21 protein-coding genes, 1 tRNA gene and 1 pseudogene are annotated in these 26,603 nt (G+C 71.3%); 15 read left to right on the top strand and 8 right to left on the bottom strand.

Translation table 11 applies throughout. The features are described from left to right. Positions 1–6: 6 nt before the first annotated feature. Positions 7–585: a Spy/CpxP family protein refolding chaperone gene (locus DS837_RS09395; protein WP_149164500.1), complete on the bottom strand. Its 579-nt coding sequence runs from the start codon at positions 583–585 to the stop codon at positions 7–9. Between the two features lie 186 nt (positions 586–771). On the opposite strand from DS837_RS09395, the gene DS837_RS09390 reads away from it, so the two are divergent. The 3 genes from DS837_RS09390 (at position 772) to DS837_RS09380 (ending at position 4,353) form a co-directional block, all read left to right on the top strand. Then, on the top strand, positions 772–1,497 hold the full coding sequence (locus DS837_RS09390) for a response regulator (RefSeq protein WP_149164499.1): 726 nt from the start codon (positions 772–774) through the stop codon (positions 1,495–1,497). Between the two features lies 1 nt (position 1,498). After that, positions 1,499–2,878 (top strand): ATP-binding protein, encoded by a 1,380-nt coding sequence (locus DS837_RS09385; RefSeq protein WP_149164498.1) that lies wholly within the window; start codon positions 1,499–1,501, stop codon positions 2,876–2,878. A gap of 113 nt (positions 2,879–2,991) precedes the next feature. Beyond that, complete coding sequence (locus DS837_RS09380) at positions 2,992–4,353, top strand: NAD(P)/FAD-dependent oxidoreductase (RefSeq protein WP_149164497.1); 1,362 nt, start codon at positions 2,992–2,994, stop codon at positions 4,351–4,353. A gap of 23 nt (positions 4,354–4,376) precedes the next feature. On the opposite strand, the gene DS837_RS09375 is transcribed toward DS837_RS09380, so the two are convergent. Both DS837_RS09375 and DS837_RS09370 read right to left on the bottom strand, forming a co-directional pair. Then, positions 4,377–6,731 carry a PAS-domain containing protein gene (locus DS837_RS09375; protein WP_149164496.1) on the bottom strand — a complete coding sequence of 785 codons (2,355 nt, stop codon included), beginning with the start codon at positions 6,729–6,731 and terminating at the stop codon, positions 4,377–4,379. A gap of 87 nt (positions 6,732–6,818) precedes the next feature. Then, positions 6,819–10,448 (bottom strand): ATP-binding protein, encoded by a 3,630-nt coding sequence (locus tag DS837_RS09370; protein WP_149164495.1) that lies wholly within the window; start codon positions 10,446–10,448, stop codon positions 6,819–6,821. Between the two features lie 230 nt (positions 10,449–10,678). On the opposite strand from DS837_RS09370, the gene DS837_RS09365 reads away from it, so the two are divergent. From DS837_RS09365 to DS837_RS09345, 5 genes are all read left to right on the top strand, one after another. After that, positions 10,679–11,722, top strand: a complete 1,044-nt coding sequence (locus tag DS837_RS09365) for an amino acid ABC transporter substrate-binding protein (protein WP_170295793.1) — start codon at positions 10,679–10,681, stop codon at positions 11,720–11,722. A 208-nt stretch (positions 11,723–11,930) separates the two neighbouring features. Beyond that, positions 11,931–13,148, top strand: coding sequence for a tryptophan synthase subunit beta (gene trpB, locus DS837_RS09360; protein ID WP_014238652.1), 1,218 nt, complete (start codon positions 11,931–11,933; stop codon positions 13,146–13,148). Beyond that, positions 13,145–13,999, top strand: coding sequence for a tryptophan synthase subunit alpha (trpA, locus tag DS837_RS09355; RefSeq protein ID WP_211102151.1), 855 nt, complete (start codon positions 13,145–13,147; stop codon positions 13,997–13,999). The genes trpB and trpA overlap by 4 nt, the downstream gene beginning before the upstream one ends. A 62-nt stretch (positions 14,000–14,061) precedes the next feature. Beyond that, positions 14,062–15,063: an acetyl-CoA carboxylase, carboxyltransferase subunit beta gene (accD, locus tag DS837_RS09350; RefSeq protein WP_149164493.1), complete on the top strand. Its 1,002-nt coding sequence runs from the start codon at positions 14,062–14,064 to the stop codon at positions 15,061–15,063. Positions 15,064–15,070: 7 nt separating this feature from the next. Then, the gene (locus DS837_RS09345) at positions 15,071–16,369 is read left to right on the top strand and encodes a bifunctional folylpolyglutamate synthase/dihydrofolate synthase (protein WP_149164492.1); all 1,299 of its coding nucleotides are present in this window, start codon (positions 15,071–15,073) and stop codon (positions 16,367–16,369) included. Between the two features lie 25 nt (positions 16,370–16,394). On the opposite strand, the gene DS837_RS09340 is transcribed toward DS837_RS09345, so the two are convergent. Then, positions 16,395–18,083 carry a hypothetical protein gene (locus DS837_RS09340; protein WP_149164491.1) on the bottom strand — a complete coding sequence of 563 codons (1,689 nt, stop codon included), beginning with the start codon at positions 18,081–18,083 and terminating at the stop codon, positions 16,395–16,397. 215 nt (positions 18,084–18,298) lie between these two features. On the opposite strand from DS837_RS09340, the gene DS837_RS09335 reads away from it, so the two are divergent. Together DS837_RS09335 and DS837_RS09330 are read left to right on the top strand one after the other, a co-directional pair. Next, positions 18,299–18,375 (top strand) — tRNA-Arg (locus DS837_RS09335). A 47-nt stretch (positions 18,376–18,422) separates the two neighbouring features. Then, positions 18,423–19,151: an SDR family NAD(P)-dependent oxidoreductase gene (locus tag DS837_RS09330; RefSeq protein ID WP_149164490.1), complete on the top strand. Its 729-nt coding sequence runs from the start codon at positions 18,423–18,425 to the stop codon at positions 19,149–19,151. 186 nt (positions 19,152–19,337) lie between these two features. Here DS837_RS09330 and DS837_RS32625 read toward each other — a convergent pair. Continuing rightward, positions 19,338–19,661: pseudogene (locus tag DS837_RS32625) on the bottom strand (2-amino-4-hydroxy-6-hydroxymethyldihydropteridine diphosphokinase); the annotation flags it as partial. Between the two features lie 271 nt (positions 19,662–19,932). Here DS837_RS32625 and DS837_RS09320 point away from each other — a divergent pair. Genes DS837_RS09320 through DS837_RS09305 form a run of 4 tightly spaced genes read left to right on the top strand, consistent with a single transcriptional unit; the run spans position 19,933 to position 23,658 of the window. Continuing rightward, positions 19,933–20,403, top strand: a complete 471-nt coding sequence (locus tag DS837_RS09320) for a putative pterin-binding protein (protein WP_247889836.1) — start codon at positions 19,933–19,935, stop codon at positions 20,401–20,403. An 11-nt stretch (positions 20,404–20,414) separates the two neighbouring features. Then, positions 20,415–21,977 carry a sensor histidine kinase gene (locus DS837_RS09315; protein ID WP_149164487.1) on the top strand — a complete coding sequence of 521 codons (1,563 nt, stop codon included), beginning with the start codon at positions 20,415–20,417 and terminating at the stop codon, positions 21,975–21,977. A 57-nt stretch (positions 21,978–22,034) separates the two neighbouring features. Beyond that, positions 22,035–22,724: a GTP cyclohydrolase I gene (folE, locus tag DS837_RS09310; protein WP_149164486.1), complete on the top strand. Its 690-nt coding sequence runs from the start codon at positions 22,035–22,037 to the stop codon at positions 22,722–22,724. Next, a complete protein-coding gene (locus DS837_RS09305) occupies positions 22,705–23,658 on the top strand; it encodes a DMT family transporter (protein ID WP_149164485.1) in 954 nt (317 codons plus the stop codon). Before folE (DS837_RS09310) ends, DS837_RS09305 begins: the two co-directional genes overlap by 20 nt. Before the next feature lie 53 nt (positions 23,659–23,711). On the opposite strand, the gene ybaK is transcribed toward DS837_RS09305, so the two are convergent. Next, entirely contained in the window at positions 23,712–24,194 is a 483-nt protein-coding gene (gene ybaK, locus DS837_RS09300; protein ID WP_149164484.1) for a Cys-tRNA(Pro) deacylase, read from the bottom strand. A 235-nt stretch (positions 24,195–24,429) separates the two neighbouring features. Between ybaK and DS837_RS32620 the strand changes: the two genes are divergently transcribed. Further along, positions 24,430–25,017 carry a response regulator gene (locus DS837_RS32620; protein WP_170295792.1) on the top strand — a complete coding sequence of 196 codons (588 nt, stop codon included), beginning with the start codon at positions 24,430–24,432 and terminating at the stop codon, positions 25,015–25,017. Positions 25,018–25,029: 12 nt separating this feature from the next. Here the strand turns inward: DS837_RS32620 and folE (DS837_RS09290) are convergent, their stop codons facing one another. Together folE (DS837_RS09290) and apaG are read right to left on the bottom strand one after the other, a co-directional pair. Next, entirely contained in the window at positions 25,030–25,695 is a 666-nt protein-coding gene (gene folE, locus DS837_RS09290) for a GTP cyclohydrolase I FolE (protein WP_170295791.1), read from the bottom strand. Between the two features lie 318 nt (positions 25,696–26,013). Continuing rightward, positions 26,014–26,406 carry a Co2+/Mg2+ efflux protein ApaG gene (gene apaG / locus DS837_RS09285; protein ID WP_149164481.1) on the bottom strand — a complete coding sequence of 131 codons (393 nt, stop codon included), beginning with the start codon at positions 26,404–26,406 and terminating at the stop codon, positions 26,014–26,016. Between the last annotated feature and the right edge of the window lie 197 nt (positions 26,407–26,603).

Here is a 26,603-nt window from a genome sequence, read left to right as displayed (position 1 = left end):
ATGAGATCAGCCGCCGCGGGGGCCATTACCCGGACCCGGACCGCGGCCAGGGCCTTCGCCGTGCATCGGGCCGTGGCCGTGGTGGCGCATGCCCGGACCACCCATGCCACCGCCCATCATGCCGTGCCCGGCGCGGTCGAGGAAGCGGTCGGCCTGCTTCTGCTGGTCCGGGGTGAGCTGGGCGTAGAGGTCGGTCAGCGCCGGGCGCACCTGCTGAAGCTGGGCGAGGCGGGCCGACATCATGGCTTCCATGCGCTCCAACCGGGCCGGGGCGGCGGCGGGCATCGGCTGGTCCTTGTACTTGGCGCAGAGGTCCTGGGTGGGCTTCTGGCTCGCCTTCGCGGTGTCGGCGAACTTGGTCCAGGCGGCGCGCTGCTGGTCGGTGATGTTCAGCTTCTTCTCGGCGTAGGCCAGCATGCCGGCCAGCCGGGCGTCCTGGTCCTCGCACATCCGGGAGAAATGCCGGCCGCCGTCCGGACCGGGGCCAGGGCCGGCGCCGGGACCCGGCTGCTGCTGGGCGAAGACCGGCACGGCGAGGCCGAGACCGAGAACCAGCGCGGCGGTGGTCATCATAGCGCGTTTCATGGGGATGCTCCTTGTTATCGACGGGGTCTTGCGTTCCCGATGACCCCGATGATGGGCCGGCAACGTATCCGCTTGATGTCCGGCCTTCCGTGAATTGGTAACGCTGTGTAACAGCCGGCCTCCCCGTAACGTGGCGTTACACATTTCTTCTTCACCCCGGCGCCCGCGCGTCGGATCATGCGCTCCATGGACCGCACCCCTCACCTGCTGGTGGTCGACGACGACCGCGAAATCCGCACCCTCCTGTCGCAGTTCCTGACGCGGCACGGCTTCCGCGTCACCGGGGCCAAGGACGGGGTGGAGATGATGCGCACGCTGGACAGCGCGCGCGTGGACCTGATCGTGCTCGACCTGATGATGCCGGGGGAGGACGGGCTGAGCCTGTGCCGCCGCCTGCGCGCCGCCCCCGAGACGGCGCAGACGCCGGTCATCATGCTGACCGCGATGGGCGAGGAGACGGACCGCATCGTCGGGCTGGAGATGGGGGCCGACGACTATCTGGCGAAGCCCTTCAGCCCGCGCGAGCTGCTGGCCCGCGTCAAGGCCGTGCTGCGCCGCGCCTCCGGCCCGCCGGTGGCCGGTGGTGCCACGGGCAAGACGCTGGGCTTCGAAGGCTGGACGCTCGACCTCGCCAAGCGGGAGCTGCGCTCGCCCGACGGGGTGCTGGTGCAGCTGTCCGCCGGCGAATACGACCTGCTGGTCGCCTTCGTGGAGCATCCGCAGCGGGTGCTGACCCGCGACCAACTGCTCGATCTGGCGCGCGGCCGCTCGGCGGTGCCCTTCGACCGTTCCATCGACGTGCAGGTCAGCCGCCTGCGCCGCAAGATCGAACCTGACCCGGCCGATCCCACCATGATCAAGACGGTGCGCGGCGGCGGCTATCTGTTCACCCCGGCGGTGACGGGAGGCTGAGTTGGAGACTGCCCGCAAGAGCCGCCTGCTGGTGGCCCGGCGCTGGCTGCCGGACAGCATCGCCTCCCGGCTGGTGCTGACCGTGGTTCTGGCGCTGCTGCTGACCCAGGCGGTCAGCGCGCTGGTCTACCTGACCGACCGTCCCCCGGGACCGCCGGCCCACAGCATGCGCGTCCTCGTCCAGCGCGTCACCGCCATCGTCCAGCTCGTGGAGAGCACACCGCCGCAGGAGCGGCGGCGGCTGGTGAAGGCGATCGACGACCCCGTGCTGCGGGTGGACTGGACTCCCGAGACGCCGCGCTTCGCCAACCAGCGCGAGGGCTTTCCCTTCGACCGGCTGCGCCGCGCCATCCGCGGCGAGCTGGACGATCCCGACCGCGCCGTGGTGGTCGAGGTCCGGCGGGAACGTCCCATGCCAGGCCCCTTCCCGGTGGAGGAGCACCGCTGGGGCACCGACGTCCGGCTGTCGGTGGGGCTGAGGGACGGGTCCTGGCTGACCTTCGTCGGCGGCGACCCGCTGGAGGGGCCGTTCCGGCTGCTGCGCTTCGCGCTGTGGATGGCCGGCATCGTCGGGGCGGTGGCTCTGGTCTCGGTCTGGACGGCGCGCCGCATGACCGCCCCCATCGCGCGCTTCGCCGACGCGGCGGAGCGGTTGGGCGTGGACGGCGAGGCGCCGCCCCTGCCCGAAGCCGGCCCCCAGGAGCTGCGCGCCGCCACCCGCGCCTTCAACCGGATGCAGGCGCGTCTGGCCCGCTTCGTCGCCGACCGCACCCAGATGGTGGCGGCGATGAGCCACGACCTGCGCACGCCGCTGACCCGGCTGCGCCTGCGCGCCGAACTGGTCGAGGACCCGGAGATGCAGCGCAAGATGCTCGCCGACCTCGACGAGATGGCGGCGATGATCAACGCCACGCTGGCCTTCGCCCGCGACGACGCCAAGCACGAGCCGCGCGGCCCGCTCGACCTCGCCGACCTGCTGCAGAGCCTGTGCGACGACCGCGTGGACGCCGGGCACGAGGCAACCTACGAGGGGCCGGCGCACGCGACGGTGGACGGGCGTCCGGTGGCCCTGCGCCGCGCCTTCGCCAATCTGATGGACAACGCCATCGCCTATGGCGGCGGCTTGACCGTGCGGCTGTGTCTTGGGGATGGGGATTTGCGGGTGGAGATCGAGGACGGCGGCCCCGGCATCCCGGAGGCGGAGTTCGAGAAGGTCTTCGCCCCCTTTTACCGGCTGGAGCGCTCGCGCTCCCGCGACACCGGCGGGGTGGGGCTGGGGCTGGCCACCGCCCGCACGGTGGTGCGCGGCCATGGCGGCGACATCGCGCTCTCCAATCGCCCGGAGGGAGGGCTGCGGGTGACGGTGACCCTGCCGCGGTGATCGCGGGGGCGTGAAAGCCCTCGCCCCAGAGGGGAGAAGGGATTACGCACCGCAACATCGGGAGGGAACGGACGGTTATCGGTGCAGGATCGACTTCACCGGAGGTTGCCGCCGTGCCGCAGATCGACCGCACCCCCGCGCCCGTGGACAGCCGCCCCCATGTCGTGATCGTCGGGGCGGGGTTCGGCGGGCTGGCCTGCGCGGAGGCCCTGGGCGGAACGAACATCCGCGTCACCATCATCGACCGGAACAACTATCACCTGTTCGTGCCGCTGCTCTATCAGGTGGCGACCGCCGCCCTGTCGCCCGCCGACATCGCCGAGCCGATCCGCCGCATCGTCAGCCGCCACCCCAACATCGACGTGGTGATGGGCGAGGTGACCGGCGTCGACCGCGCCGCCAAGCGGGTGGAGCTGGCCGACGGCAGCTTCGTCCCTTACGACCGGCTGGTGCTGGCCACCGGCTCCTCCTACAGCTATTTCGGGCACGACGACTGGGCGGAGATCGCCCCCGGCCTGAAGACCATCGAGAACGCCCGGCGGATCCGCGCCCGGCTGCTGATGAATTTCGAGCAGGCGGAGATGTGCGAGGACCCGGCCCGGCAGAAGGCGCTGATGACCACCATCGTGGTCGGCGGCGGCCCCACCGGGGTGGAGATGGCCGGGGCGGTGGCGGAACTGGCCCGCTTCACGCTGGCCCGCGACTTCCGCCGCATCGACCCGCGCACCGCCCGCGTCCTGCTGGTCGAGGCCGGGCCGCGCATCCTCTCCACCTTCCCGGACGATCTCGGCCAGTACGCCCGCCGCAAGCTGGAGGAGCTGGGCGTCGTCGTGCTGACCGGGCAGGCGGTGGAGAGCATCACGCCGGAGGGTGCCACGGTCGGCGGGCGCTTCATCCCGGCAGGGGCCATCGTGTGGGGCGCCGGGGTCAAGGCCTCGCCCGCCGGGTCCTGGCTGGGGGTGGAAACCGACCGCAGCGGGCGCATCCCGGTCGGCGCCGACATGGCGGTGCCGGGCGTGCCCGATGTCTACGCACTGGGCGACACGGCGGCGCTGGCCGGCGACGACGGCAAGCCGCTGCCCGGACTGGCCCAGGTCGCCAAGCAGCAGGGCGAGCATCTCGGCGGCGGGCTGGAGGCCAGCCTGCTGCGCGGCCAGCCGCTGGAGCCCTTCCGTTTCCGCAACCGCGGCAACACCGCCATCGTCGGGCGCAGCGCCGCCGTCTTCGATTTCGGGACGCGCAAGCTGAAGGGCTGGTTCGCCTGGGTGCTGTGGGCGATCATCCACGTCTATCTTCTGGTGAACTTCCACAAGCGGGTGCTGGTCACCATGCAATGGCTGTGGCGCTGGGCCACCTACCAGCGCGGCGCGCGGCTGATCACCACCGACCGTCCGGTGGCGGTCGCGGAATCCGTCACATCACCGCATGGGGAGAAGGCCGAGCCCTTTCGGGGGGTGAGGCGCGGCCAGGGCTGAGGGCGTCGGATCACGGTGGCCGATCAGGAGGCGGGGGGAAGCGGCAGGACGCAGCGGAAGCGGGTGCCGTTGCCCGGCCACTCCTCGACCTCCAGCCGCCCGCCGTGCAGCTCCATGACATTGCGCACCAGCGACAGGCCGAGGGCCGCGGCGCCGCGCGGGTCGTTGCGGTCGTAGCGCGAGGGCATGGCGGCCTCGCCCGGCCCGGCCCCGCTGCCCACGGTCAGAACGAGGGCGCCGGCGGTCCGCTCCCCCGATAGCAGGATGCGGCGGTCCGCCGGCGGGTGGCGGATGGCGCCGACGACCAGGGTGAACAGCGCCTGCTTCAGCCGCCGCTCGTCGCCCTCCATCTCGCCCAGCGACGACGGGGCGGTGAGGTCGAGGCGCAGCCCCTCGCGCCGCGCCCATTCGCGGGTCAGCTCGCCCACCGTCTCCAGCAGGTCGGGCACGTCCACCGTGCCGCGGTCCAGCGTGGTCACCCCGGCCCCCAGGCTGGTCATGTCGACCACGTCGTCGATCAGCTCCAGCAGCCGCTCGCCCGCGTTCAGGACGCCCTTCACATACTCGATCTGGCGCGGGTTCAGCTCCCCGAAATACTGGTTCGCCAGCACCTCGGCGAAGCCGATGATGCCGTTCAGCGGGTTGCGCAGATGGTGCGAGACGTTGGCGATGAACTCGCTCTTCAACTGGTCGGCGGCCTCCAGCGCGGCGTTGGAGGCGCGCAGCGCCTGCTCCAGCCGGGCACTGTCGGTGACGTCGAGATAGCTGTTCAGAACCGCCCCGTCGGGCAGCGGCAGGGTGGAGAACTCGACGACCGAACCATCCGCCCGCTCCAGCCGGCCCGAGCGCACGGCGCGTTCCAGCGTCGCGCCGATCATCTCGTCCTTCAGGCTGTCCCAGTCGCCGCCGTTCTCCAGGAAGGGCCGCATCCGCTCGAACAGGGCGGAGATGTGCGGTTCGCCCAGCAGATCGTCGTCGTCGAGGTCCCAGATGCGCGCGAAGGCCGGGTTGGACAGCTTCAGCCGCCCGTCGCCGCCGAACACCGCGATGCCCTCGGCCAGATTGTCCAGCGTCTCCTGCTGCACGGCGATCAGCGTGTTGTAGGAGGACTCCAGGGCCAGCGTGTTGGTCACGTCCTCCAGGATCTGCATCAGCCCGCCCAGCGGGTGGGGGGCGGCGAGGCTGCGCAGAGTCGTGCCGTCCGGCAGGTGCATCAGCTCCTCGACCGGCTCCAGCAGGCGGGTGTAGCGGCTCAGCCGCTCGCGCTTGTAGCTCTGGTAGTCGGCGTATTCGGGCAGGCGGCGGCGGGTGCGCAGCTCCTCCAGGATCTCGCCGTGGGTGGGCTGGCTGCGCAGCCAGGACTCCTCCAGGTCCCACAGCCGGGCGTAGGCCTGGTTGAAGAAGGTCAGCCGCGTGTCGGCGCCGAAGATGGCGATCGCGGCGCCCAGCCGCTCCAGCACCTCGCCATGGGCGGCGAGATGGCGGCTCAGCTCGCCGCGCATCTCCTCCTCGGCCGTGACGTCCAGCGCGTAGCCGACGACCAGCGTGCCGCCGCTGTCGGGGGCGGGCAGGGGGGCCTCGGTGACCTCCAGCAGGCGGCGCTCGGTGCCGATGACGGCGGAGACCCGCTCCGACTGGGCGACCCCGCTGCGAAGCGCGCGTTCCGCCAGGGCGCGCCCGGCGTCGCTCAGCTCCTTGCCGCTCTCAGGCACGGCGGCGGGTTCGGAATCCACGGCGCGGGCGTAGGCGCGGTTGCACCAGGACAGCGTCTGCCCGGCGCCGCGCAGCCACACCGGCAGCGGCAGGGCGTCCACCGCCGCGCGCAGCTCGGCCAGCGCCGATTCGGCGTCGTGCCGCCCCCGGGTCAGCCCCTCGCGCTCGGCGCTGCGGTCTGTGATGTCCTCCAGCCAGACGACGTTCTGATGCTCGGCGGCCCGCCGCCCGCTCAGCAGCAGGCGCCGCCCGCTGCGGGTCGTCGCCTCGATTCGAAAGCCTTCGCCCGCGGCGCGCAGACGGCGGACGGCCTCGGCGACCCGCGGGGCGTCGGTGTCGGCGAAGGCCCCCGCGATGTCCTGACCCGGCGTCGCGCCGAGCAGCCCGGCGCAGCCCGGCGCCGCACTGACGGCGCCATCGGCGTCCCAGGCGCACCAGGGGTTGGGGGAGGCGGCCAGCAAAGCCTCCAGGCGCGCCACGTCGGCCGCCAGCCGGTCGCTGCGGCGGCGTTCCTTGCCGGTCCAGAACAGCCCGCCGAAACCGGCGGCGCCGAGGACACCGGCAAAGCCCAGCATGGCGGGCGAGCCGGAGGGTCCGGCCATCAGGCCGACTCCCACCGCCAGCCCCAGCGCGGCAAAGGCGTATGATCGGGTCAGGACGCTCACGCGGGTGAGACTAGTCCACGCCTCCCGGCGGAGCAAGGCGGGCCGGGGGTGGTGCCACTTTCGGGGTGGTGCGGCCCTTTCTCCCGGCTACACCGCCTCCCCGATCCGCAGGGCGCGGATCGCCGCTTCGACCGCCGGGTAGGCGGTGCGCACCGCCGCCAGGGCGTGCCCGGCCCCGTCCGGGTCGCCGCGATGGGCGGCGAGTTCCAAGGCGGACGCGGAGCGGCCCAGCCGGTTGGCCCCCGCCGTGCGCGCCGCCCCGGCCAGAGTGTGGGCGGTGCCGCGGACGGCCTCCAGGTCGCTCCGTTGCAGGGCGGCGGCGGCCTCGTCCAGCAGGGGGCGGGTGGTTTCCAGGAAGAAATCTAGCATGTCGAGCGACGCCGCGTCGAAACCGCCGAAGGTGGTGCGGATATGGTCGAGGTCCAGCGTCTGCTCCGCCGCCCCGGCGATCTCCGCCGCGGGCGGCTCGTCGGGGGCCGCGACGCTGCCCTCGCCCAGCGCCCGGTTCAGGGCGGTGGCAAGCTGCCTCAGGGTCACCGGCTTGGCGATGTAGTCGTCCATGCCCGCGGCGGTGCAGCGCTCCATCTCCCCGGCCAGGGCGTTGGCGGTCATGGCGATGATGGCGGTGCGCGGGCGGGGACCGGGAGCCGATTGGGGGGCCGATTCGGCGTTGCGGATCTGGCGCGACAGCTCGTAGCCGTCCATGCGCGGCATGTGGCAATCGGTGATCAGCAGGCGGTAGGGCCGCGCCCGCCAAGCGGTCAGCGCCTCCAGCCCGTCGCCGCTCAGGTCGGCCTCGAAGCCGAGTTGGCGGAGCTGGCGCAGGATCACCTGCTGGTTCGTCGGGTGGTCCTCCGCCACCAGGATGATCGGCGGGGGCGCGGCCGCGTCGGGGTCCGTCATGTTTTGGGCCGCCGGACTGCCATCCGTCACGGCAAGCGGGGAGTCGGCGTGGCGGTCCGGGGGAGCGGCGCGCCCGGCGAGGGCGGCCAGCCGGCGGAACAGGGCGTCGCGGCGGATCGGGCGACCGAGATGGTCGTGGCGCGGCGGCAGGCCGGTGAACGGAGCGCCGTCCTCGCCGCTTTCCGGCGGGCAGTCGCCGGCCTGCTCCCGCCCGTCGATCAGATGCAGGGTCGGGGGCGGGCGGGCCCCGGCGGCGACGACGCGGGCCAGCACCGCCGGCGCGGACAGCCGCGGGTTGGGCGCGCCGGGCGCGTCGTCCGGATGATGCTCCAGCAGGCCGTCGGAGAGGACCAGGAGGTCGGCGTCGGCCATCGTCAGCAGTTCCACCGCCTCGTCCGCCGTGGTGGCGTCGGCGACGGCGGCGCGCTTGTCCTCCAGCGTGCGGATCAGGACGGCGCGCTGCACCGGGTCCGGGTCCGCCACGATGATGGACAGGCCGGTCAGGTCGGTGTCGTCGCCGGGGACCGTGCGCGGGTCCCCCGGCGCCAGATCGACCGTGAACCAGAAGGTGGCGCCGCAGCCCGGCGCCGATTCGACCCCGATGCGCCCGCCCATCATCTCCACGAGGCGGGCGCAGATGGCCAGCCCCAGCCCGGTGCCGCCGAAGCGGCGGGTGGTGGAGCTGTCCGCTTGGCTGAAGGGCTGGAACAGGCGGGCCTGGCCGGCGGTGCTGATGCCGATGCCGGTGTCCTCCACCGCGAAGCGCAGGCGCAGCCGGTCCGACCCGGCGTCGGACGGCTCCAGCCGGGTGCGCAGGACCACCCGGCCGGCGTCGGTGAACTTGATGGCGTTGCCCGTGAGGTTGAACAGGATCTGGCGCAGCCGCCCGGGGTCGCCGCGCACCGCCGTGGGCACCTTGCGGTCGAGGTCGCAGACGAGAAGCAGCGCCTTCTGGTGGGCCTGCGGGGCCAGCAGCTCGGCCACCCCCTCCACCAGCTCGCGCGGGTCGAGGTCCATCTCGTCGAGGTCGAGCTTGCCGGCCTCAATCTTGGACAGGTCCAGGATGTCGTCGATGATCCGCAGCAACGCCGTCGCGCTGTCGCGCACGGTGGTGACCAGCTCGGTCTGCTCCGCGTCCAGCGGGGTCAGGGCGATCAGCTCCAGCATGCCCAGCACGCCGTTCATCGGGGTGCGGATCTCGTGGCTCATGGTCGCCAGGAATTCCGACTTGGAGCGGGCGGCGACCTCCGCCTGGTCCTTGGCGTGGCGCAGATCCTCCTCGGCGCGCTTGCGGCCGGTGATGTCGTAGCTCCAGGCGAGGATTGCCGGTTCCCCCTCGAACTCCGTGCGCTGAAGCGTCTGGAGCGCCCAGACGCGGCTGCCGTCGGGCCGGTCCACCGCCACCTCGACGTCGCGGGCGACCAGCCCGGCACCGTCCTGCGGGAGGGCGCGCCCTTGCAGGGTGGCGCCGGGCAGGGCCAGCGCGTGGCGGCGCCCGACGAAGGCGTCCGGCGGCAGCCCGGCCAGCTCCGCCGCGCGGGCGTTGGCGAAGGCCACCGAGCCGTCGGGCCGCCCGATCGACACGCCGACCGGGCTCTGCTCCAGGATCGCGCGCAGGCGGCGCTCGCTGTCCGACAGGGCGTGCTCGCGCGAGCGGATGGTGGCGACGAAATAGTGCAGGGCGCGCGCCATGTCGGCGATCTCGTCCTGCCCGCGGGTGGGGATGGCGACGGGCCGCCCGGCGGCCGACGCGGTCATGGCCGTCTGCAGCCCGCGCAGCCGCCGCACCACGTTGCGGTGGATGTAGAGGAAGATGCCGAGGGCACCCAGGATGGACACCACGGCCATCGCCAGGATGGCGTTCTTGCCGTCGCGGATCACCCGCTCGAATTCGCCGGAGCGGGCGGCGATGTCCTGTTCGATGGACAGGAAATGGTCGGATACGGCACCGACCAGACGGTCGGAGACGTTCTGATTGCGGGTGATCGACCCCTTGATGGCGCGGGCCAGTGCGATTTCCGTCAGGCGGCTGTTGAACAGGTTGTGTTCCCCGAGCCCCAGCGCCTCCAGCTCCCGGTACAGCGGCTCCAGGTCGAAGGCGGCGCCGGGCGGCAGGTCGGCCACGACCTCCGCCGCGCGGTCCATCGCGGCGCGGTAATCCTGCCGCAGCCGGTCCACCCGCGCCTCGTGGTCGGCACGGGAGGCGGCGAGCATCAGCAGGATGGCGTGCTGCGCCTCCGCCGTCCACAGGTCGACCCGCCGTTCGACGCCCTGGGCCGCCTCCCACTCCGCCAGGGTCCTGGGGGCGGGGGTCTTGTCCCTCAGCGATTCCTCGGCGTCGCGGATGCGCTCGGCCAGCTGCATCAGGCGGCCGACCAGCCCGCCCGTTTCCGCAGCGGCGGCGAGCTGGCGTTCCACCTGGGTGTTCAGGGTCATCAGGTTGGCGATCAGCTCGTTCTTGCGGCGCTGCAACTCGGCCACGTCGGCCAGGTCGGTGCCGCGGTCGCGCAGCCGGTTCATCAGATCTTCCAGCAGGGCGATCTGGTCGCTCAGCCGGGCCATCACCGATTCGCGCACCGACTGGCTCTGCACCGCCACCAGGGCCGGGGCGTTGGCGGCCAGCGTGCCGCTCTGCTGGGCCAGTTGCGAGGCGTTGACGAGGCCCGGCACCTTGGCCGTGGCGATCTGCTCGAACCCCTGGTGGAAGCGGGCGAAGAGGGAGACGGCCACCACGCCGGTGGCGGCGGTCAGGCCGGCGATCACGGTCAGACCCGCCAGGATGCGAAACGCCACGCCCAGCCGGGGAAGCCGCATGCCCGTGCCTCGCTTTCTTGTCGTCCGCTTGAGATAACACGGGCAATCGACCGGGCGCAATTCACACACCCGCGCCGCAATCACACGCTGCGCCATGGGGCAACCAGCAAGGGGGCAACCAGCAAGGGGGCAACGGGCAAGGGGGCGCCGCGGGCGCCGGGCGGACTTGACCCGCCTCGGTTGCCGGACCAAAGCTGATCACGGGTGGCACAGAGGGGTGGTCGATGGGCTTGGTCCGGTCTTTCGCGCGGGCCGCGGTGGTCGCCGCGGTTCTGGCGACGGCGGTGTCCGCGCCATCCGGCGGTCCGCGGGCCGAAACCATGGAGGACGTGCGGGAGCGCGGGCTGCTGCGCTGCGGCGTCTCGTCCAGCGGCGCCGGTCTGGCGGCGGTGGACGACAGCGGCGACTGGCGCGGCTTCTTCGTGGACATGTGCCGGGCGCTGGCCGCCGCCGTCGCGGGCAGCGCCGACCGGGTGGAGTTCGTCGAGACCAACTCCGAGAACCGCTTCGCCATCCTGCGCAACGGCGAGGTGGACGTGGTGATGGAGGGGACGACCTGGACCCTGCAGCGCGACGCCACCTTCGGCATCGATTTCCCGGCGGTCTACCTGTTCGACGGCCAGGGATTCATCGCGCACCGCGCCCAGGGCGTCGCCCGCCTGTCCGACCTGCCGGCCGGCGCCTCGGTCTGCGTGATCGAGCAGACCACCAGCCTGCGCAACCTGGAGGATTGGATGGCCCGCACCGGCGTGCGCTTCCGTCTGAAGCCGGTGCGCTCGACCGAGGGTGCGCTGTCGGCCTTCTTCAACCATCACTGCGACCTCTACACCAGCGACCGCATCGGCCTGCACGCCCAGCGCCTGCTGAAGGCCCCCGAGCGCGACGACTACGTCATCCTGCCGGAGGCGATCTCCAAGGAGCCGCTGGGGCCGATGGTCCGCCCGGACGAGCGGCGGTGGTTCGACGTCGTGCGCTGGGTGTTCCTGGCCACCGTCCTGGCTGAGGAGAAGGGGATCACCGCCGCCAACGCCGCCCGCCTGAGGGAGGAGGCGCAGGACCCGGAGGTGCGCCGGTTCCTCGGGGCCGCTACGGGGGTTGGCTGGGGGCTGGGGCTGGACGACGACTGGGCCATCCGCGTGGTCACGCAGGTCGGGAACTACGGCGAGATCTTCGACCGCCATCTGGGCGCCGCCTCGCCGCTGGGCATCGACCGCGGGATGAACGGGCTGTGGATGAACGGCGGCCTGCACTACGCCCCGCCGCTTGGGGGATGAGGGCGGGTGAGCGGGGGGCGGGCGGCGGCGCTCCGCCATGCCGCTTGGCCGGCCATGCCGCATTGCCTCATTGCCTTCGCCGCGGCTTTTCCCATGTTGTGGGCATGTTCGGCGAAAGGTTCGGCGAACGCTTCAAATCCGGGCGATCCGCCGCTATGGTGGCGCCTTCCGGGCGCCGCGCGGCCCGCTTCAGGCAGTTTCCCAGGCCATGACCAGACCCAACACCTACCGTTCCGGTCCCGACGAGCGCGGGCATTTCGGCATCTATGGCGGACGCTTCGTCGCCGAGACGCTGATGCCCCTGATCCTTGAGGTGGAGAAAGCCTACCGCGAGGCCCGGGCCGATCCCGCCTTCGAGGGCGCGATCCGCGAGCAGCTCAAGCAGTATGTCGGCCGCCCGAACCCGCTCTATTACGCCGAACGCCTGACGGAGAAGCTCGGCGGCGCGAAGATCTACTTCAAGCGCGAGGAGCTGAACCACACCGGCGCGCACAAGATCAACAACTGCATCGGCCAGATCCTGCTCGCCCGCCGCATGGGCAAGAAGCGGATCATCGCCGAGACGGGCGCCGGCCAGCACGGCGTGGCGACCGCCACGGTCTGCGCGCTGTTCGACATGCCCTGCGTCATCTACATGGGCGAGACCGACATCGCCCGCCAGCAGCCCAACGTCTTCCGCATGAAGCTGCTGGGGGCCGAGGTGGTTCCGGTGACCTCCGGCGCGCGGACGCTGAAGGACGCGATGAACGAGGCGCTGCGCGACTGGGTCACCAACGTCGCCGACACCTACTACCTGATCGGCACCGCCGCCGGCCCGCACCCGTACCCCGCCATGGTCCGCGACTTCCAGTCGGTGATCGGCGACGAGGTGCGCGTGCAGATGCAGGAGCTGGAGGGCCGCCTTCCGGACAGCCTGGTCGCCTGCGTCGGCGGCGGCTCCAACGCCATCGGCCTGTTCCACCCCTTCCTCGACGATCCGTCGGTCCAGATGGTCGCGGTCGAGGCCGCCGGCCACGGCATCGACAAGGGGCCGCTGGCCCACGCCGCCTCGATCACCGGCGGGCGCCCCGGCGTCCTGCACGGCAACCGCACCTACCTGCTCCAGGACGAGGACGGGCAGATCCTGGAGGGCCACTCCATCTCCGCCGGCCTCGACTATCCGGGCGTCGGGCCGGAGCACAGCTGGCTGCACGACATCGGGCGCGTCGAGTATGTCTCCGCCACCGACCAGGAGACGTTGGACGCCTTCCAGCTCTGCGCCCGCACCGAGGGCATCATCCCCGCGCTGGAATCGGCGCACGCGCTGGCGGAGATCGTGAAGCGCGCCCCGAAACTGCCCAAGGACCACCTGATGGTGCTCTGCCTGTCGGGCCGCGGCGACAAGGACATCTTCTCCGTCGCCCAGCATCTGGGAGTGAAGCTGTGAGCGCCCTCAACGACAAGGCCATCGACAATGGCCGCATCGCCCGGCGGTTCGCCGCGCTGAAGGCGGAGGGCCGCGCCGGCCTCGTCACCTTCATCACGGCGGGCGACCCGGACCTGGAGACCTGCCGTGCCGTCCTGCACGGCCTGCCCGCCGCGGGCGCCGACCTGATCGAGCTGGGGCTGCCCTTCTCCGACCCGATGGCCGACGGCCCGGCGATCCAGGCGGCCAGCCTGCGCGCGCTCCACGCCGGGACGACGGCGCGCAAGACGCTGGACCTCGTGCGCGGCTTCCGCGCGACGGACGCCGACACGCCGGTCATCCTGATGGGCTATTACAACCCGATCCACGCCTATGGGGTGGACCGCTTTCTGGCCGACGCCATCGAGGCCGGGGTGGACGGGCTGATCGTCGTCGACCTTCCGCCCGAAGAGGACGAGGAGCTGTGCATTCCGGCGCTGAAGGCCGGGGTGAACTTCATCCGCCTGGCGACGCCGACCACCGACGACAAGCGCCTGCCGACGGTTCTCCAGAACACCTCGGGCTTCGTCTATTACGTGTCGATCGCCGGCATCACCGGTGCTGCCAGCGCCGACAACGCCGCCGTGGGCGCCGCGGTGGAGCGGCTGAAGCGCCACACCGACCTGCCGGTGGCGGTCGGCTTCGGCATCAAGACGCCGGAGCAGGCGGCCGATGTCGCCCGCGTCGCCGACGCGGCGGTGGTCGGTTCGGCCATCGTCACGCGGCTGGCCGGCGGGCTGGACACGGACGGCAAGGCCCGTCCGGGTCTGGCCGAGGATGTGCTGGGCTTCGTCCGGGAACTGGCCGGCGGCGTGCGCGGCGCGCGCGTCTGAGCGCGCCGGCCTAGATCGCCGGACCGAGAGCGCCGGCTGAGCGGGATATCAGGAAGAATTCGATGAACTGGCTTACCAACTACGTCCGCCCCAAGATCCGCGCCCTCTATGCCCGCAAGGAGGTTCCCGACAACCTCTGGCACAAGTGCCCGAGCTGCGAGGCGATGCTCTTCCACCGCGATCTGGAGGAGAACCTCAACGTCTGCCAGCATTGCGGCTTCCACATGCGGCTGGACCCGATCAAGCGGCTGGCCTCGATGTTCGACGAGGGCGACTACCAGTCGGTCGAGCTGCCGAAGTCGGTGGTCGATCCGCTGAAGTTCCGCGACCAGAAGCGCTACACCGACCGCCTGAAGGAAGCCCAGACCAAGACGGGCCGCCATGACGCCATCGTCGTCGGCTCCGGCCTGATCGGCGGGCAGCCGGCGGTCGTCGCGGCCTTCGACTTCGGCTTCATGGGCGGCTCGATGGGCATCGCGGTGGGCGAGGGCATCCTGGCCGCCGCCCGCACCGCCATCGCCCAGAAGGCGGCGCTGATCGTCGTCCCGGCCTCGGGCGGGGCGCGCATGCAGGAAGGCATCCTGTCGCTGATGCAGATGCCGCGCACCACCATCGCGGTGGAGATGGTCAAGGAAGCCGGCCTGCCCTACATCGTGGTGCTGACCGACCCGACGACCGGCGGCGTCACCGCCTCCTTCGCGATGATCGGCGACATCCACATCGCCGAGAAGGGCGCGCAGATCGGCTTCGCCGGCGCCCGCGTGATCGAGAGCACCATCCGCGAGACCCTGCCGGAGGGCTTCCAGCGCTCCGAATACCTCCAGGAGCATGGCATGGTGGACATGGTCGTCCATCGCCGCGACCTGCGCCCGACCCTGTCGCGCGTCCTGACCCTGCTGATGCAGCCGGTCCTGGCCGTGGCGCCGGAAGCGCTGCCGGCCGCGCCGGCCGCCGTCCAGGTGGAGGAGCCGCGCAGCCAGGCCGAGGCCGCCGACGAGACGCCGGCCCAAGCTGGTGCCGAAAGGGCGGGCGCCGAGAGGACCGGCTCCGAGCAGGCGGCCTGATCCCGCCATGTCGCTCGCCGATCCGGTTCTCGACCGGCTGAAGGGTCTGCACCCCAAGGTCATCGACCTGTCGCTGGACCGCGTGCACCGGCTGCTCGCCGCGCTGGGCCATCCGGAGCGGCGCCTGCCGCCGGTGGTCCATGTGGCGGGGACCAACGGCAAGGGCTCGACGCTCGCCTTCCTGCGGGGGATGCTGGAGGCCGCCGGACTGCGGGTGCATGTCTACACCTCGCCCCACCTCGTGCGCTTCCACGAGCGCATCCGGCTGGCCGGGACGCTGATCGACGACGACCGGCTGGCCGCCCTGCTGGAGGAGTGCGAGGTCGCCAACGGCGGCGGACCCATCACCTTCTTCGAGGTGACGACGGTCGCCGCCCTGCTCGCCTTCGCGCGGGAGCCGGCGGACGTGGTGCTGCTGGAAACCGGGCTTGGCGGGCGGCTGGACGCCACCAACGTGGTGGACCGCCCGGCGGTCACCGCGATCACGCGCATCTCCTACGACCACCGCCAGTTCCTCGGCGACACGCTGGAAGCCATCGCGGGCGAGAAGGCCGGCATCTTCAAGCCGGGCGTCCCCGCCGTGATCTACCCGCAGCCCGCCGAGGAGGCCGCCCGCACCCTGGCCGTCCGGGCGGAGACGGTGGGCGCGCCGGTTTCCGGCTGGTCGGTCACCCCGACCGAGGGCGGTTTCCGCTTCGAGAGCAACCGCCGCCGCATCGATCTGCCGCTGCCGGGTCTGGCCGGGGCGCACCAGATCGTCAACGCCGGGGTGGCGCTGGCCTGCCTGGACCATCTGCCGGTGGTGGTGGCCGAGGCGGTGGATGACGCGGCGGTGCGCCGCGGCCTCGCCGCCGTGGAGTGGCCGGCCCGCCTGCAACGGTTGACCCGCGGCCCCCTGACCGAGGCCCTGCCCGCCGGCTGGGACCTGTGGCTGGACGGCGGCCACAACGACTCGGCGGGCGAGGTGCTGGCCGTCCAGGCCGCCCGCTGGGCGGAGGAGGAGCCGGAGCGGCCCCTGCTGCTGGTCTACGGCATGCTGGCGAGCAAGGAGCCGCGGGAGTTCCTGGGACCGCTGGCGCCCTTCGTCACCGCCGCCCGCACCGTCGCCATCCCCGGCGAGGAGGCGTCGCTGACGGCGGAGGACACCGCCGCGGCCACCCGCGCCTGCGGCATCGCCGACAGCGCGGCGGCGGCGGATGTGGCGGGTGCGCTGGAAAGCCTGAGGGGGCAGGTCGATGGCCCGGCCCGGGTGCTGATCTGCGGCTCGCTCTATCTGGCGGGCACGGTCCTGGCGGAAAACGGCTGATCCAAAGGGACGGGCAAGCGGGGCCTCAACGCCCCTGCTTGCCGTCCAACTCCAGCATGTTGCGCAGCGCGGCGAGGGTCTTGCCGAGCGTGCCCGAATCGTCCTTGGCGGCATTCTTCGCGGACTCGTTGCTTTCGGCTCGTTTTCCGGCGCTGGGCTTGGGCTTTTCCGGTTCGATCACCGGGGCCGGCGCAACGAGGTCCAGAGGCTCGTCGGCGTCCTCTTCCGGGGGCGCTTCCGGCGTGCGGCGCGGCAGCGGCTTGAAGCCGGGCAGGGCGTCCGCCTCGGGACGGGTGGTCGCTTCGCTTGTCCAGGCCGGGCTGGGCGGGTCGTCCAGATCGCTTTCCGCTTCGACGAGCGCGCGCAGGGCGCGCAGCGCCTCCTCCATCTCCTGTTCCTGCGTGGACTTGCGCAGCACCGGGGCGCCGTCCTCGTCCGGCTCGTCGTCCCTATCCGCGTCCTTGCGGTCCCAGAAGGCGTCGTCGGCGCCGGCCTTCCGGTCCTCCTCCTCCAGGCCGTCGTCCTCAACATTGACATCGTCGGCCGGCTTGCGCGACCGGCCGAACAGCGGAGTCACCACGCCGCCGTCGCGGTCGTCCCTGCTCTCGTCCCTGCTCTCGTCCTCGTCCTCGTCGCGGTCGGCGGCGGCCTTCTGGACCATGCTGCGCAGGGCGGCGATGGTGCGGTCCAGCGGTTCGCTGCCGGTGGGTGCGGGGTCACGCTCACGAGGGCGCTGCCACGGCGGCGGAGCCTTGTCCGGATCGCGGATGGCGAAGCCCAGGATGTCGTCGTTGGACGGTTCCGCCTCGTCGGAGTCATCGCCGGGGTCGTCTTCGCCCGGCTGATCGATGGCGTCCGTGATCGAAAAGGCCGGCGGCGGGGGAGGCGACGGAGACGCAGCCTCCTCCACGCGGGCGCCGTCGCCACGGCCGTCCAGGATGCTGCGCAGCGCCGCGATGGTGCGGTCGAAGGAGCGGGAGGCGTCGTCCGGATCGTCTGCAACCGCCGGGTGGCTCGACCGGATGGGCGGTGCCGGCGGTGGGGCGATGGCCTCGGCCCGATCCGCCTCGTCGTCCTCACCGTCATCCTGATCGGCGTCCGGGTCCAGCAGAGTCCAGCGGCGCGGGCTCCAATCCTCGTCGTCGTCGAAATCCGTCCCGTCGGCGCTCCGCTCCGCGTTATCCACCGCGTCATCGTCGTGGCCGGCGAGATCGGCGAGCGACACCGGCTCCCACAGCGGGCGCCGGCCCGCCTCGGGAGCGGCGCCACCGTCCGCGACCAGCCGCTCCAGTTCCAGATCCAAGTCCAGATCCAGCGCGTCGGGGTCATGCCGAGCGGCGGTCGGTGCGGGAGCGGGCGCCCGTATGGCCGGAGTCGCGTCCTCTGCCTCCGGCTCGTCCATCGGCTCGCCGCGGGTCCGCATCGCGTCGAGCAGCCCTTGCAGGGCGGCCAGCGGGCCGGCGAAGGACGGGGCGTCCTCCTCCATGGGCATCGCCGTCACCGGCGTGGCGAAGGGCGGGGGCGCCGGACGGCTTTCGGTGTCGCGGGAATTGCAGCGCGAGCAGCGGTAATGGGGGGCGATGGACAGGACCGGGTAGTTGGGGCCGAAGCGCCGGTTCATGTCCGCGCGCGGCAGCACGCCCTCGTGGCCGCAGGCGCGGCAGCGGACGTGCACATCGACCTCGATGTCGCGCAGGTAAAGCATGCGTGCCATGGGCGCAGTATACGCAGCGGCGTGCCCATGCCCAGCGGATTCGCCGGCCGGGCCATGCGCCGCGCGGCTGCCATCGGTGACCTTTTCGGCATGCCGGCCCGCAGGGCCTCCGGACGGGCCCCCGGATGGGCCGGAGACGGGCCGGAGACGGGCCAGAGACGGGCCAGAGACGGATGGTTGGCAAGTCGCGGCGGAGCCGCTATGTTCAGCGCCGTGGCCCCGTAGCTCATCTGGATAGAGCGACGGTTTCCTAAACCGTAGGCAGCTGGTTCGAGTCCAGCCGGGGTCACCACCACCTCCTTCCGCGACCGGTTCCGCAGTCTGCCGAAGGCCCTGCCCATGACCGCACCCCTGTTGCAGGACGCTGTTCTCGTCACCGGCGCGGGCCGCCGCGTCGGGCTGCATCTGGCCGAGCGGATGATGGCGCTGGGGCACCCCGTCGTCGCCCATTACCGCACGCCCACCGACGGTGTGGAGCGGCTGCGCGCCGCCGGGGCGGTCTGTCTGCAAGGCGATCTGGCCGATGCGGACGGTGGGCCGCGGCTGGCCGAAGCGGTGCGGGGCGTGGCCGGCAGTCTGCGGGCGGTGATCCACAACGCCTCGGCCTTCGAGGTGACGGCGGCGGACACCGCGGACGCGCTGCGGCAGCTCGACGTCTTCCACGCCGTGCACGTCCGCGCTCCCTTCGCGCTGAACCGCGAGCTGGCGCCGCTGCTGGACGCCGGTTCGGCGCGGCGGGCCGACATCGTCCACATCACCGACATCTACGCCGACAACCCAAACCCGGCCTTCGACGCCTATTGCGCCAGCAAGGCCGGGCTTCAGAACCTCGCGCTGTCCTTCGCCAAGCGGCTGGCCCCCAAGGTGAAGGTCAACGTCGTCCAGCCGGGGCCGATCCTGTTCAAGGAGTGGCACGGCCCCGAGGCGCGGACGCGGGTGCTGTCAGAGACTCTGCTCGGCGAGGAGGGCGGGGTGGAGGCCGTCGGCGTGGCGGTGGAGGCCATCCTTCAGAACCACTACCAGACCGGCGCCGTCATCGCGGTGGACGGCGGCCGGCGTCTCGCCTAACCGGGGGGAACCGCTCTGGCAACCCGGCATGGCCGCGGCGCACAGCTCGCCCCGCGGCGGCGGGACGCTACGCCCGGTCAGCAGAGCGACGATCTCCGCGAAGGGGGCGGCCAGATAGGCATCGGGACGCAGGGCCGTCAGGCCGTCCGCCGCGATCGGGCGGCTCACCCGCCCGATCAGGTCGATGTCGGCGGGGCGGTCGCGCGTCTTGCAGCAGGGGTGTGCGCGGTCGCGGCCCAGCGCCAGCTCGATCTCCACGCACAGCCTCTTGCAGCAGGCCGGCTCCAGCGCGCTCGGCACATAGGCGCAGTAATTGACGAAGGGGTGGGCGCTCGACATGCCGACCGGGTCCGTTCGGTAGAAGCGGCTGATCAGGACAGACCCGAACAGGTCGGCCAGACGGCTGGCGATCCGCACGGCGTTCCGATCCGGTTCCACGTTCGTTCCGATTCCCAGGATGTAGCCGGCCGGTGGCAGGGGGGCGGAGGGGATCGGAATCAATGCGTCCATAAGCGTTCCGTTGGTTGGGATGTGCATGCGAAGGATGTGAAAAGCCGGAGAGAAACAATGATGCCGAATCGTTGCAGGCTGGTCATTTCATGAGCCAAATATGAACGAATTTCGATATGCCTTTCCGCATGAGAAAATTGAGGGGCTGATTTTTACAGAATTTTCGTTGGATCGTTCGTAGAATGCAATCATGATAAAGGTTGCATGGCCGAATAGCGGACGGTTAGCCGATATGGTGGATAGAGTTGTTTGCCGTCTTATCGCCCTGGCGTTGTTTGTACTTGCCGGTGCGGCCAGCGCCGGGACGCTGCCGGAGCCGACGGAAAAGCCGATCCTGGTCGTGTCGGGCCAGATCGGGGTGACCAACCGCGACGGTATGGCGGTCTTCGACCGTCCCATGCTGGAGGCGCTGGGCATGGTGACCTTCACCACCGCCACCCCCTGGTACAAGGAACCGGTGACCTTCGAGGGGGTGCCGCTGGCCCGCCTCATGGAGCGTGTCGAGGCGCGCGGCGAAACGCTGACCGCGACGGCGCTGAACGACTACACCGGCGAAATCCCCATGGACGACGTGCGCAACCGCAAGGTGATTCTGGCGCTGAAGCGCGACGGGGCCTACATGCCGGTCAGCGACAAGGGACCGCTGTTCATCGTCTATGATTTCGACCATGATCCGGAAGCCAACCGGCAGAAATATTTCGGACGCTCGGTCTGGCAGGTTGCCCGTCTGACCGTGAAGTGAAGGCACTCCCCGTGACTCCGCCGACCGAGACCGCGCCGAAAGGGAGCTCGCGGCTGTCCCGCCTGCTGGGCTGGGCGTCGGAGGACCGCACGCGCCGCATTGGGCTCTGGCTGGCCATCCTGACCGGGGGATTCGGCCTGGCCGCCGCCTATCTGTCGCTGCTGGTGGTGAATTACGGCGAGGCGCTGCGCGGTGCCGCGCCCTACAACTTCGCCTGGGCCGCCAGCCAGACGGTGGGCGAGGTGACGCGGCTGGAGCAGCGCATCCTGGCCAGCGCCCTTCCGGGGGCCAAGGTCGATGCGGAGGAGGTGCAGCTCCGGCTGGACATCGTGCGCAACCGCATCGCCGTGCTGGGGCGGGGGCAGGCTTCCCTCTTCATGGACCGCTACCCGCAGCATCGCCGCACGGTGGCCCGGCTGGAGGAGGCGCTGAACACCGTCGGCACGATTCTGGCCGGGCCGCTGCCGCCGGCGGACAAGGCTCTGGCCGCCCTGGCGGTGCTGGAACCCGTCGACCGCGAACTCAACGCCTTTGCCTCCGTCGCTTCCCAGTTCGGTGGGGAACTGGTGGACGAGGGGCACGACCACCTGCTCTATCTGCATGGGCTGTTCTCCGCGCTGGCTGCCGGTCTGGCGGTCTGCGGCGTTCTGTTCATCACCGTGCTGCTGATCCAGAACCGGGCCATCCGGCGGGCGCACGACCGGATGGAGGCGATGGCCGGCGCGCTGCAAACCGCCATCGCCCAGGCGGAGGAGGCCAGCCAGGCCAAGACCCGCTTCCTGGCGACCATGAGCCACGAACTGCGCACCCCGCTGAACGCGATCATCGGCTTTTCGGAACTGATCAGCGATGACGGCGAGATCCATGGCGGCGGTCGCTCCGGCGCCGTCGGCGCCCCTTCCGGAAGAACGACGCCCGGAAGCACGAAGGAAAACGCCAGGGAGAGTTCCCGCCGGGAGCACGCCCAGTATGCGGGCTACATCCTGACCAGCGCCCGGCACATGCTGGGTCTGGTCATCGACATCCTGACGGTCGCCCAGATGGAATCGGGCCATGCCAATCTGACCTTCGATTCGGTGGACCCGCGCAAGGTGACGGGCACCGCCATCGCCACCGTGCTGGGCACCCAGGCCGGGCGCGGCCGGACGATCCGGACGGCCGCGGGGGCGGTCTGGCCGGTGCTTCAAGCCGACGAGCGGGCCGTGCGGCAGATGCTGCTGAACCTGCTGTCCAACGCGGTGAAGTTCAGCACCGCCCCGTCGGTGATCGAGGTGCAGGCGTGGCTGGACCCGCAGGGCGGCTTCGTCATCGCCGTTCAGGACCGGGGCATCGGCATGACGCCGGAGCAGATTGAAAAGGCCGCCCAGCCGTTCTATCAGGCGGAGGATGGCGCGACCCGCCGTTTCCAAGGATCGGGGCTGGGGCTCAGCATCGTGAAGAGCCTGATGGAGGCGCATGGCGGCTGCCTGCTGCTGGAAGGCGCGGCGGGGGCCGGCCTCCGGGCCTCTCTCCATTTCCCGGCGGAACGGGTCGGTGGGCCGGCGCCGCGCCCGGAGCCGGCCAGCCAGGTTTGAGAACAACCGGCATCGGTCTTGCCGGAAATAAGCAAAGCAAAGAAGGGATCGGGTTTTATGACGGTGCAGGCAAATGTTCTCGCCCTCGTGCAGGAGGCGATGGAGGCGCGCCGGTCGAACGAGGCGCTCGACACGCCGCTGGACGCCGCGGGCGAGGCGGCCATGATCGACGCCGCGGCGCGGAAGGTCGAGGAACTGCTCGACGTGTTGCGGATCGACCACCGCAACGACCACAACACCCGCGACACGCCGCGCCGCGTCGCCAAGATGCTGGTGCGCGAGCTTCTCAAGGGCCGCTTCACGGCGCCGCCGGCGCTGACCGAGTTCAGGAACGCCGAGGAATTCGACCATCTGATCGTCACCGGCCCGATCGCCGTGCGCTCCACCTGCGCGCACCATCTGATGCCGATCTACGGCACCGCCTTCATCGGCATCCTGCCGGCCGAGGGCGGCAACATCCTGGGCCTGTCCAAGTACGACCGGATCGTCGACCATTTCGCCGCCCGCTTCCAGATCCAGGAGGAACTGGTCAAGCAGATCGGCAACTTCATCGTCGAGGCCACCCGGCCCCGCGGGCTGGCCGTGCGGATCAGCGCCGTGCACATGTGCAAGACCCACCGCGGCGTGCGCGCCGGCCACGACAGCCGCATGGTCAACAGCTCCTTCCACGGCGAGATGCTGGAGTCGCGCGACCTGCGCGAGGAGTTCCTGAGGGAGTGTGCGACGCTTGAGCGTTCCGCCCGCTGAGCGGACCGTCCTGACCACCCGGACGGGCGCGGAGCGCCTGCCTGTTTCCGCGGGCGCGGAGTGGCGGTCCGGTATCGCGGGGGCGGCGCTGCTGATGGCGGCGTCGCTCGCCCTGGTGCTGACCGCCGGGGCGCTGGCCCGCGAGTTGGGCGCCCGCTACGGCGCGGCGGAGGTGCTGTTCCTGCGCTTCCTGCTGTCGCTGCCGGTGGTCGCCCCGGCGGCCGTCGCGATGGCCGGGCGGCGCGCCCTGTCCGTCACCCGGCCCGGCAGCCACGCCGTGCGGGCGCTGAGCGGCGTCGGGGCGGCGTTGATCTTCTACGCGGCGACCCAGCATCTGCCCTTCGCCGATCTGGTCGCTCTCTCCTATGCCGCACCGCTGTTCGTGGTGCTGCTGTCCGGCCCGGCCATCGGGGAGCGGGCGGGGGCGGCCTCCGCCCTCTGCGTCGCGCTGGGGATGGCCGGGGTCATCCTGATCGCCCCGCCGACCCGGCTGGAGCCGTGGAGCCTCGCCATGCTCGCCATGGCCTTCCTGAACGCGGTCTGCATTCTGGCGACCCGGCGGACGGCCCAGGCCGACGGGCCGGCGGCGACCGGGCTGGTCTTCGTGCTGGCGGGGTGCCTGCTGACCGCTCCGGCGGCTCTGCTGACCGGTTTCCGGATGCCCGAGACGGCCGACCTGCCGGTCTTCCTGCTGCTGGGCTTTGCCGCGGGGGCGGCCATCCTGCTGAACGCCGCCGCCTTCCGCCGGGCGCCCGCGGCGGTGCTGGCGCCCATCGACTATCTGGGGATCGCGGCCTCGGCGGCCATCGGCTTCCTGTGGTGGGGCGAAAGCCCGTCGCCCGCGGTGCTGCTCGGCGGGGGGCTGATCGCCGCGGCCGGGTTGGGCACCCTGTGGGCCGGAGCGCGGCGGCCGGACCGACAGGCGGCGGGGTGACCAGGGTGCAGCGTGGAATTGGCGGACCACGCTGACGGCTTCGCCCGTTTCGCCTACTGCACCACGATCCGCCGCACCACGGCCTTGGTGGCGCGGGCCAGATCCGCCGGGGCCAGGGCGATCTGCAGGCCGCGGCGCCCACCGTTGACGACCATTTCCGGCAAGGCCTCGGCGCTGACGTCGATGAAGGTGGGCAGGGCCTTGCGCTGGCCGAGCGGGCTGATGCCGCCGACCATGTAGCCGGTGGTCCGCTCGGCCAGGGTGGGGTCGGCGAGATCGGCCTTCTTGGCCCCGGCGGCGGCGGCCAGCGCCTTCAGGTCCAGCTTGGCCGCGACGGGGATGACGACGCAGGCCAGCGCCTTCGGCTCCAACTGGACGATCAGCGTCTTGTAGACCACCGCCGGGTCCAGCCCCATGGCCGCCGCGGCGTGCAGGCCGATGGCGTCCGCCGAGGGGTCGTACTCATACTCCATCAGGCGATGGGCCATCCCCGCCGCCTTCGCCGCGTTCACCGCCGGTGTGACCTTCGCCGCCATCTCGACCTTGCTCCCCAGGCGCGGATCCGCCCTTCCACGCCGGGAGCTTAGCAGACCGCTCCGACAAGCGGGAGAGGGGGGACGGAGGAAGGGTGCACCGCCGCGGTGCACCCCTTTCGACGACGCAATTTTGCCCAAATTGCGTCCGTGTTCATGCCAACGCGCCTTGGACAGACGGGCCGCCTGCCGCGATTCTGACCGCCGGCCCGCTTCCCGGTCGGAGAGTTGGAGAATCATGGTCCCACGCACGCTGCTTGTCGTCGATGACGATCCCACCCTGGAAGGCCGGGTCCAGGACGCCCTGCCGGTGTGCCGGATCGTCGCCGCGGGCGGCGTGGCGGACGCGCTGGAGGCGGTGCGGGCGCACCGGCCGCCGGTGGTGGCCCTGTCGGTCGATCTGGCGCAACTGACCGAATCGCCGAACGGAGGCAGCGACGGCCTGGACGCCCTGTCGCTGATCCTGGGCGAGGCGCCGTCGATCAAGGTCATCGCGCTCGCCCCGCACGACCAGCGGGTGCTGGCTGTGCGCGCGGTGGCCCGCGGCGCCCACGAGGTGTGCGGCAAGCCGATTGATGCGCAGGAGTTGGCCGGGGTGGTGCAGCGCGCCTTCCGGCGCGCCGACCTGGAGCTGGAAGGGCGCCGGCTGGCCATCGGGGACGCCCCGCCGACCCTGCGCGTCCTGCGCGACGAGACGGAGCGGCGCGCCCTGCTCGACTCGCTGGCCCGCTCCGGCGGCAACCTGTCGGCGACGGCGCGCCTGCTCGGGGTCAGCCGCCCGACGCTCTACAGCCTGCTGCGCCAGCACGGCATCCGCGCGGATTAAGGCGGCCTTGGCTCACTCCGCGCGGGAGCCTGGGTTGCCGATCATCGACAGGAACTCGCGCCGGGTGGACGGGTCGCTGCGGAAGGCGCCCAGCATCCGGCTGGTGACCATGGTCACACCGGTCTTGTGCACGCCGCGGGTGGTCATGCACTGGTGTTGCGCCTCGATCACCACGGCGACGCCTTCGGGCTGGAGCACCTGATCGATGGTGTTGGCGATCTGCGCCGTCATCTTCTCCTGGATTTGCAGGCGCTTGGCGTAGGCCTCGACGAGCCGCGCCAGCTTGGAGATGCCGACGACCCGTTGACGGGGCAGATAGGCGACGTGCGCCTTGCCGATGATCGGCACCATGTGGTGCTCGCAATAGGATTCCAGCCGGATGTCGCGCAGGACGACCATCTCGTCGTAGCCGTCGGTCTCCTCGAAGGTGCGCGCAAGGATCTCCTCCGGGTCGATGGCGTAGCCGGCGAAGAACTCCTCGTAGGAGCGGACCACCCGGTCCGGCGTGCCGACCAGGCCCTCGCGCGCCGGATCGTCGCCGGCCCAGCGGATCAGCGTGCGGACGGCCTCCTCAGCCTCGGCGCGGGTGGGGCGCGCGGTCTCGCTGTGGTTGGTGCCGGCGGGGTGGCCGGGGCCGCAGAGGACGTTGTCGGCGTGCGGGGTCTTGGAAGCCGTCACGGAGCGAAGCCTTTCGATACCTGGTCAAACAGGGTCTGAGTCAAACAGGGCCTGGGTCAAACAAGTTCTAACCACATGCGGGCTGCCGCCGCGGCAGACAATGCCGAAGCCGGCCAGTCAGGTATGAATACGACCCGCTGCTCGCCCGGATCACCGGGATCTTCGAGAAAGCCGGCCGGCAGCAGGGCTGAGTATGGCGCAAGTGGGTTCGAAGGCCCCACAGTCAAGGCGCTGGACTCGGACTTTCAGTCCGCGCTGCGGCGATCGGTTGCGCGCGGCCGGCGGCTTTTTTCAACGACGACCGTCAAGCGACCGGCGTCAGTTCAGCTGGCGGGGCTGGTGCGGGCTGTCCAGCGAGAAGGCGGGGACCGCAACGTCGAAGGCCTCGCCGCCGCCCGTTTCGAAGCGGTAGGAGCCGACCATGATGCCGGAGGGCGTGGGAAGCGGCGTGCCGCTGGTGTATTCGAAGCTGCCGCCGGGCTCCAGCACCGGCTGTTCGCCCACCACGCCCGGCCCGCGAACCTCCTGCACGCGCCCCAGCGCGTCGGTGATGTGCCAATAGCGTGTGCGCAGCCGGACGGTTTCCGGGCCTTCGTTCTCGATCCGGACGTGATAGGCCCAGACATAGCGGCTTTCGGCGGGCATGGACTGCTCGTCGAGAAAGACCGGTTGGACGGTGACGCGGATCGCGCGGGTGACTTTCGTGTACATGGCGGCACTCCCGGCCCAGAGAATAGGGGCGGGGGAAAGCGCCTGTCCAGTGGTGGAGCGGGGGACACCCCCTCCGGATGCCCCGAAGCGGCGAGACGGGTGCGACGGCGATGCATGCAGGACACACCGGTAAGCCATGCGCAGCGGGCCGGTTCCGGCCCATTCACGATCGCTTGAACCCCCTGTCCGCCGATGAT

It is taken from the genome of Azospirillum brasilense, assembly GCF_008365405.1.
GTDB lineage: Bacteria > Pseudomonadota > Alphaproteobacteria > Azospirillales > Azospirillaceae > Azospirillum > Azospirillum brasilense_D.
This window is presented reverse-complemented; position numbering and strand designations above follow the sequence as displayed.

Excerpts from the sequence above, each read along its gene's own strand:
- accD (WP_149164493.1), top strand. The coding sequence starts at position 14,062 with ATGAACTGGCTTACCAACTACGTCCGCCCCAAGATCCGCGCCCTCTAT.
- trpB (WP_014238652.1), top strand. The coding sequence starts at position 11,931 with ATGACCAGACCCAACACCTACCGTTCCGGTCCCGACGAGCGCGGGCAT.
- DS837_RS09340 (WP_149164491.1), bottom strand. The coding sequence starts at position 18,083 with ATGGCACGCATGCTTTACCTGCGCGACATCGAGGTCGATGTGCACGTC.
- apaG (WP_149164481.1), bottom strand. The coding sequence starts at position 26,406 with ATGTACACGAAAGTCACCCGCGCGATCCGCGTCACCGTCCAACCGGTC.
- DS837_RS09395 (WP_149164500.1), bottom strand. The coding sequence starts at position 585 with ATGAAACGCGCTATGATGACCACCGCCGCGCTGGTTCTCGGTCTCGGC.
- DS837_RS09330 (WP_149164490.1), top strand. The coding sequence starts at position 18,423 with ATGACCGCACCCCTGTTGCAGGACGCTGTTCTCGTCACCGGCGCGGGC.
- folE (WP_149164486.1), top strand. The coding sequence starts at position 22,035 with ATGACGGTGCAGGCAAATGTTCTCGCCCTCGTGCAGGAGGCGATGGAG.
- DS837_RS32620 (WP_170295792.1), top strand. The coding sequence starts at position 24,430 with ATGGTCCCACGCACGCTGCTTGTCGTCGATGACGATCCCACCCTGGAA.
- DS837_RS09345 (WP_149164492.1), top strand. The coding sequence starts at position 15,071 with ATGTCGCTCGCCGATCCGGTTCTCGACCGGCTGAAGGGTCTGCACCCC.
- DS837_RS09390 (WP_149164499.1), top strand. The coding sequence starts at position 772 with ATGGACCGCACCCCTCACCTGCTGGTGGTCGACGACGACCGCGAAATC.
- DS837_RS09370 (WP_149164495.1), bottom strand. The coding sequence starts at position 10,448 with ATGCGGCTTCCCCGGCTGGGCGTGGCGTTTCGCATCCTGGCGGGTCTG.
- ybaK (WP_149164484.1), bottom strand. The coding sequence starts at position 24,194 with ATGGCGGCGAAGGTCACACCGGCGGTGAACGCGGCGAAGGCGGCGGGG.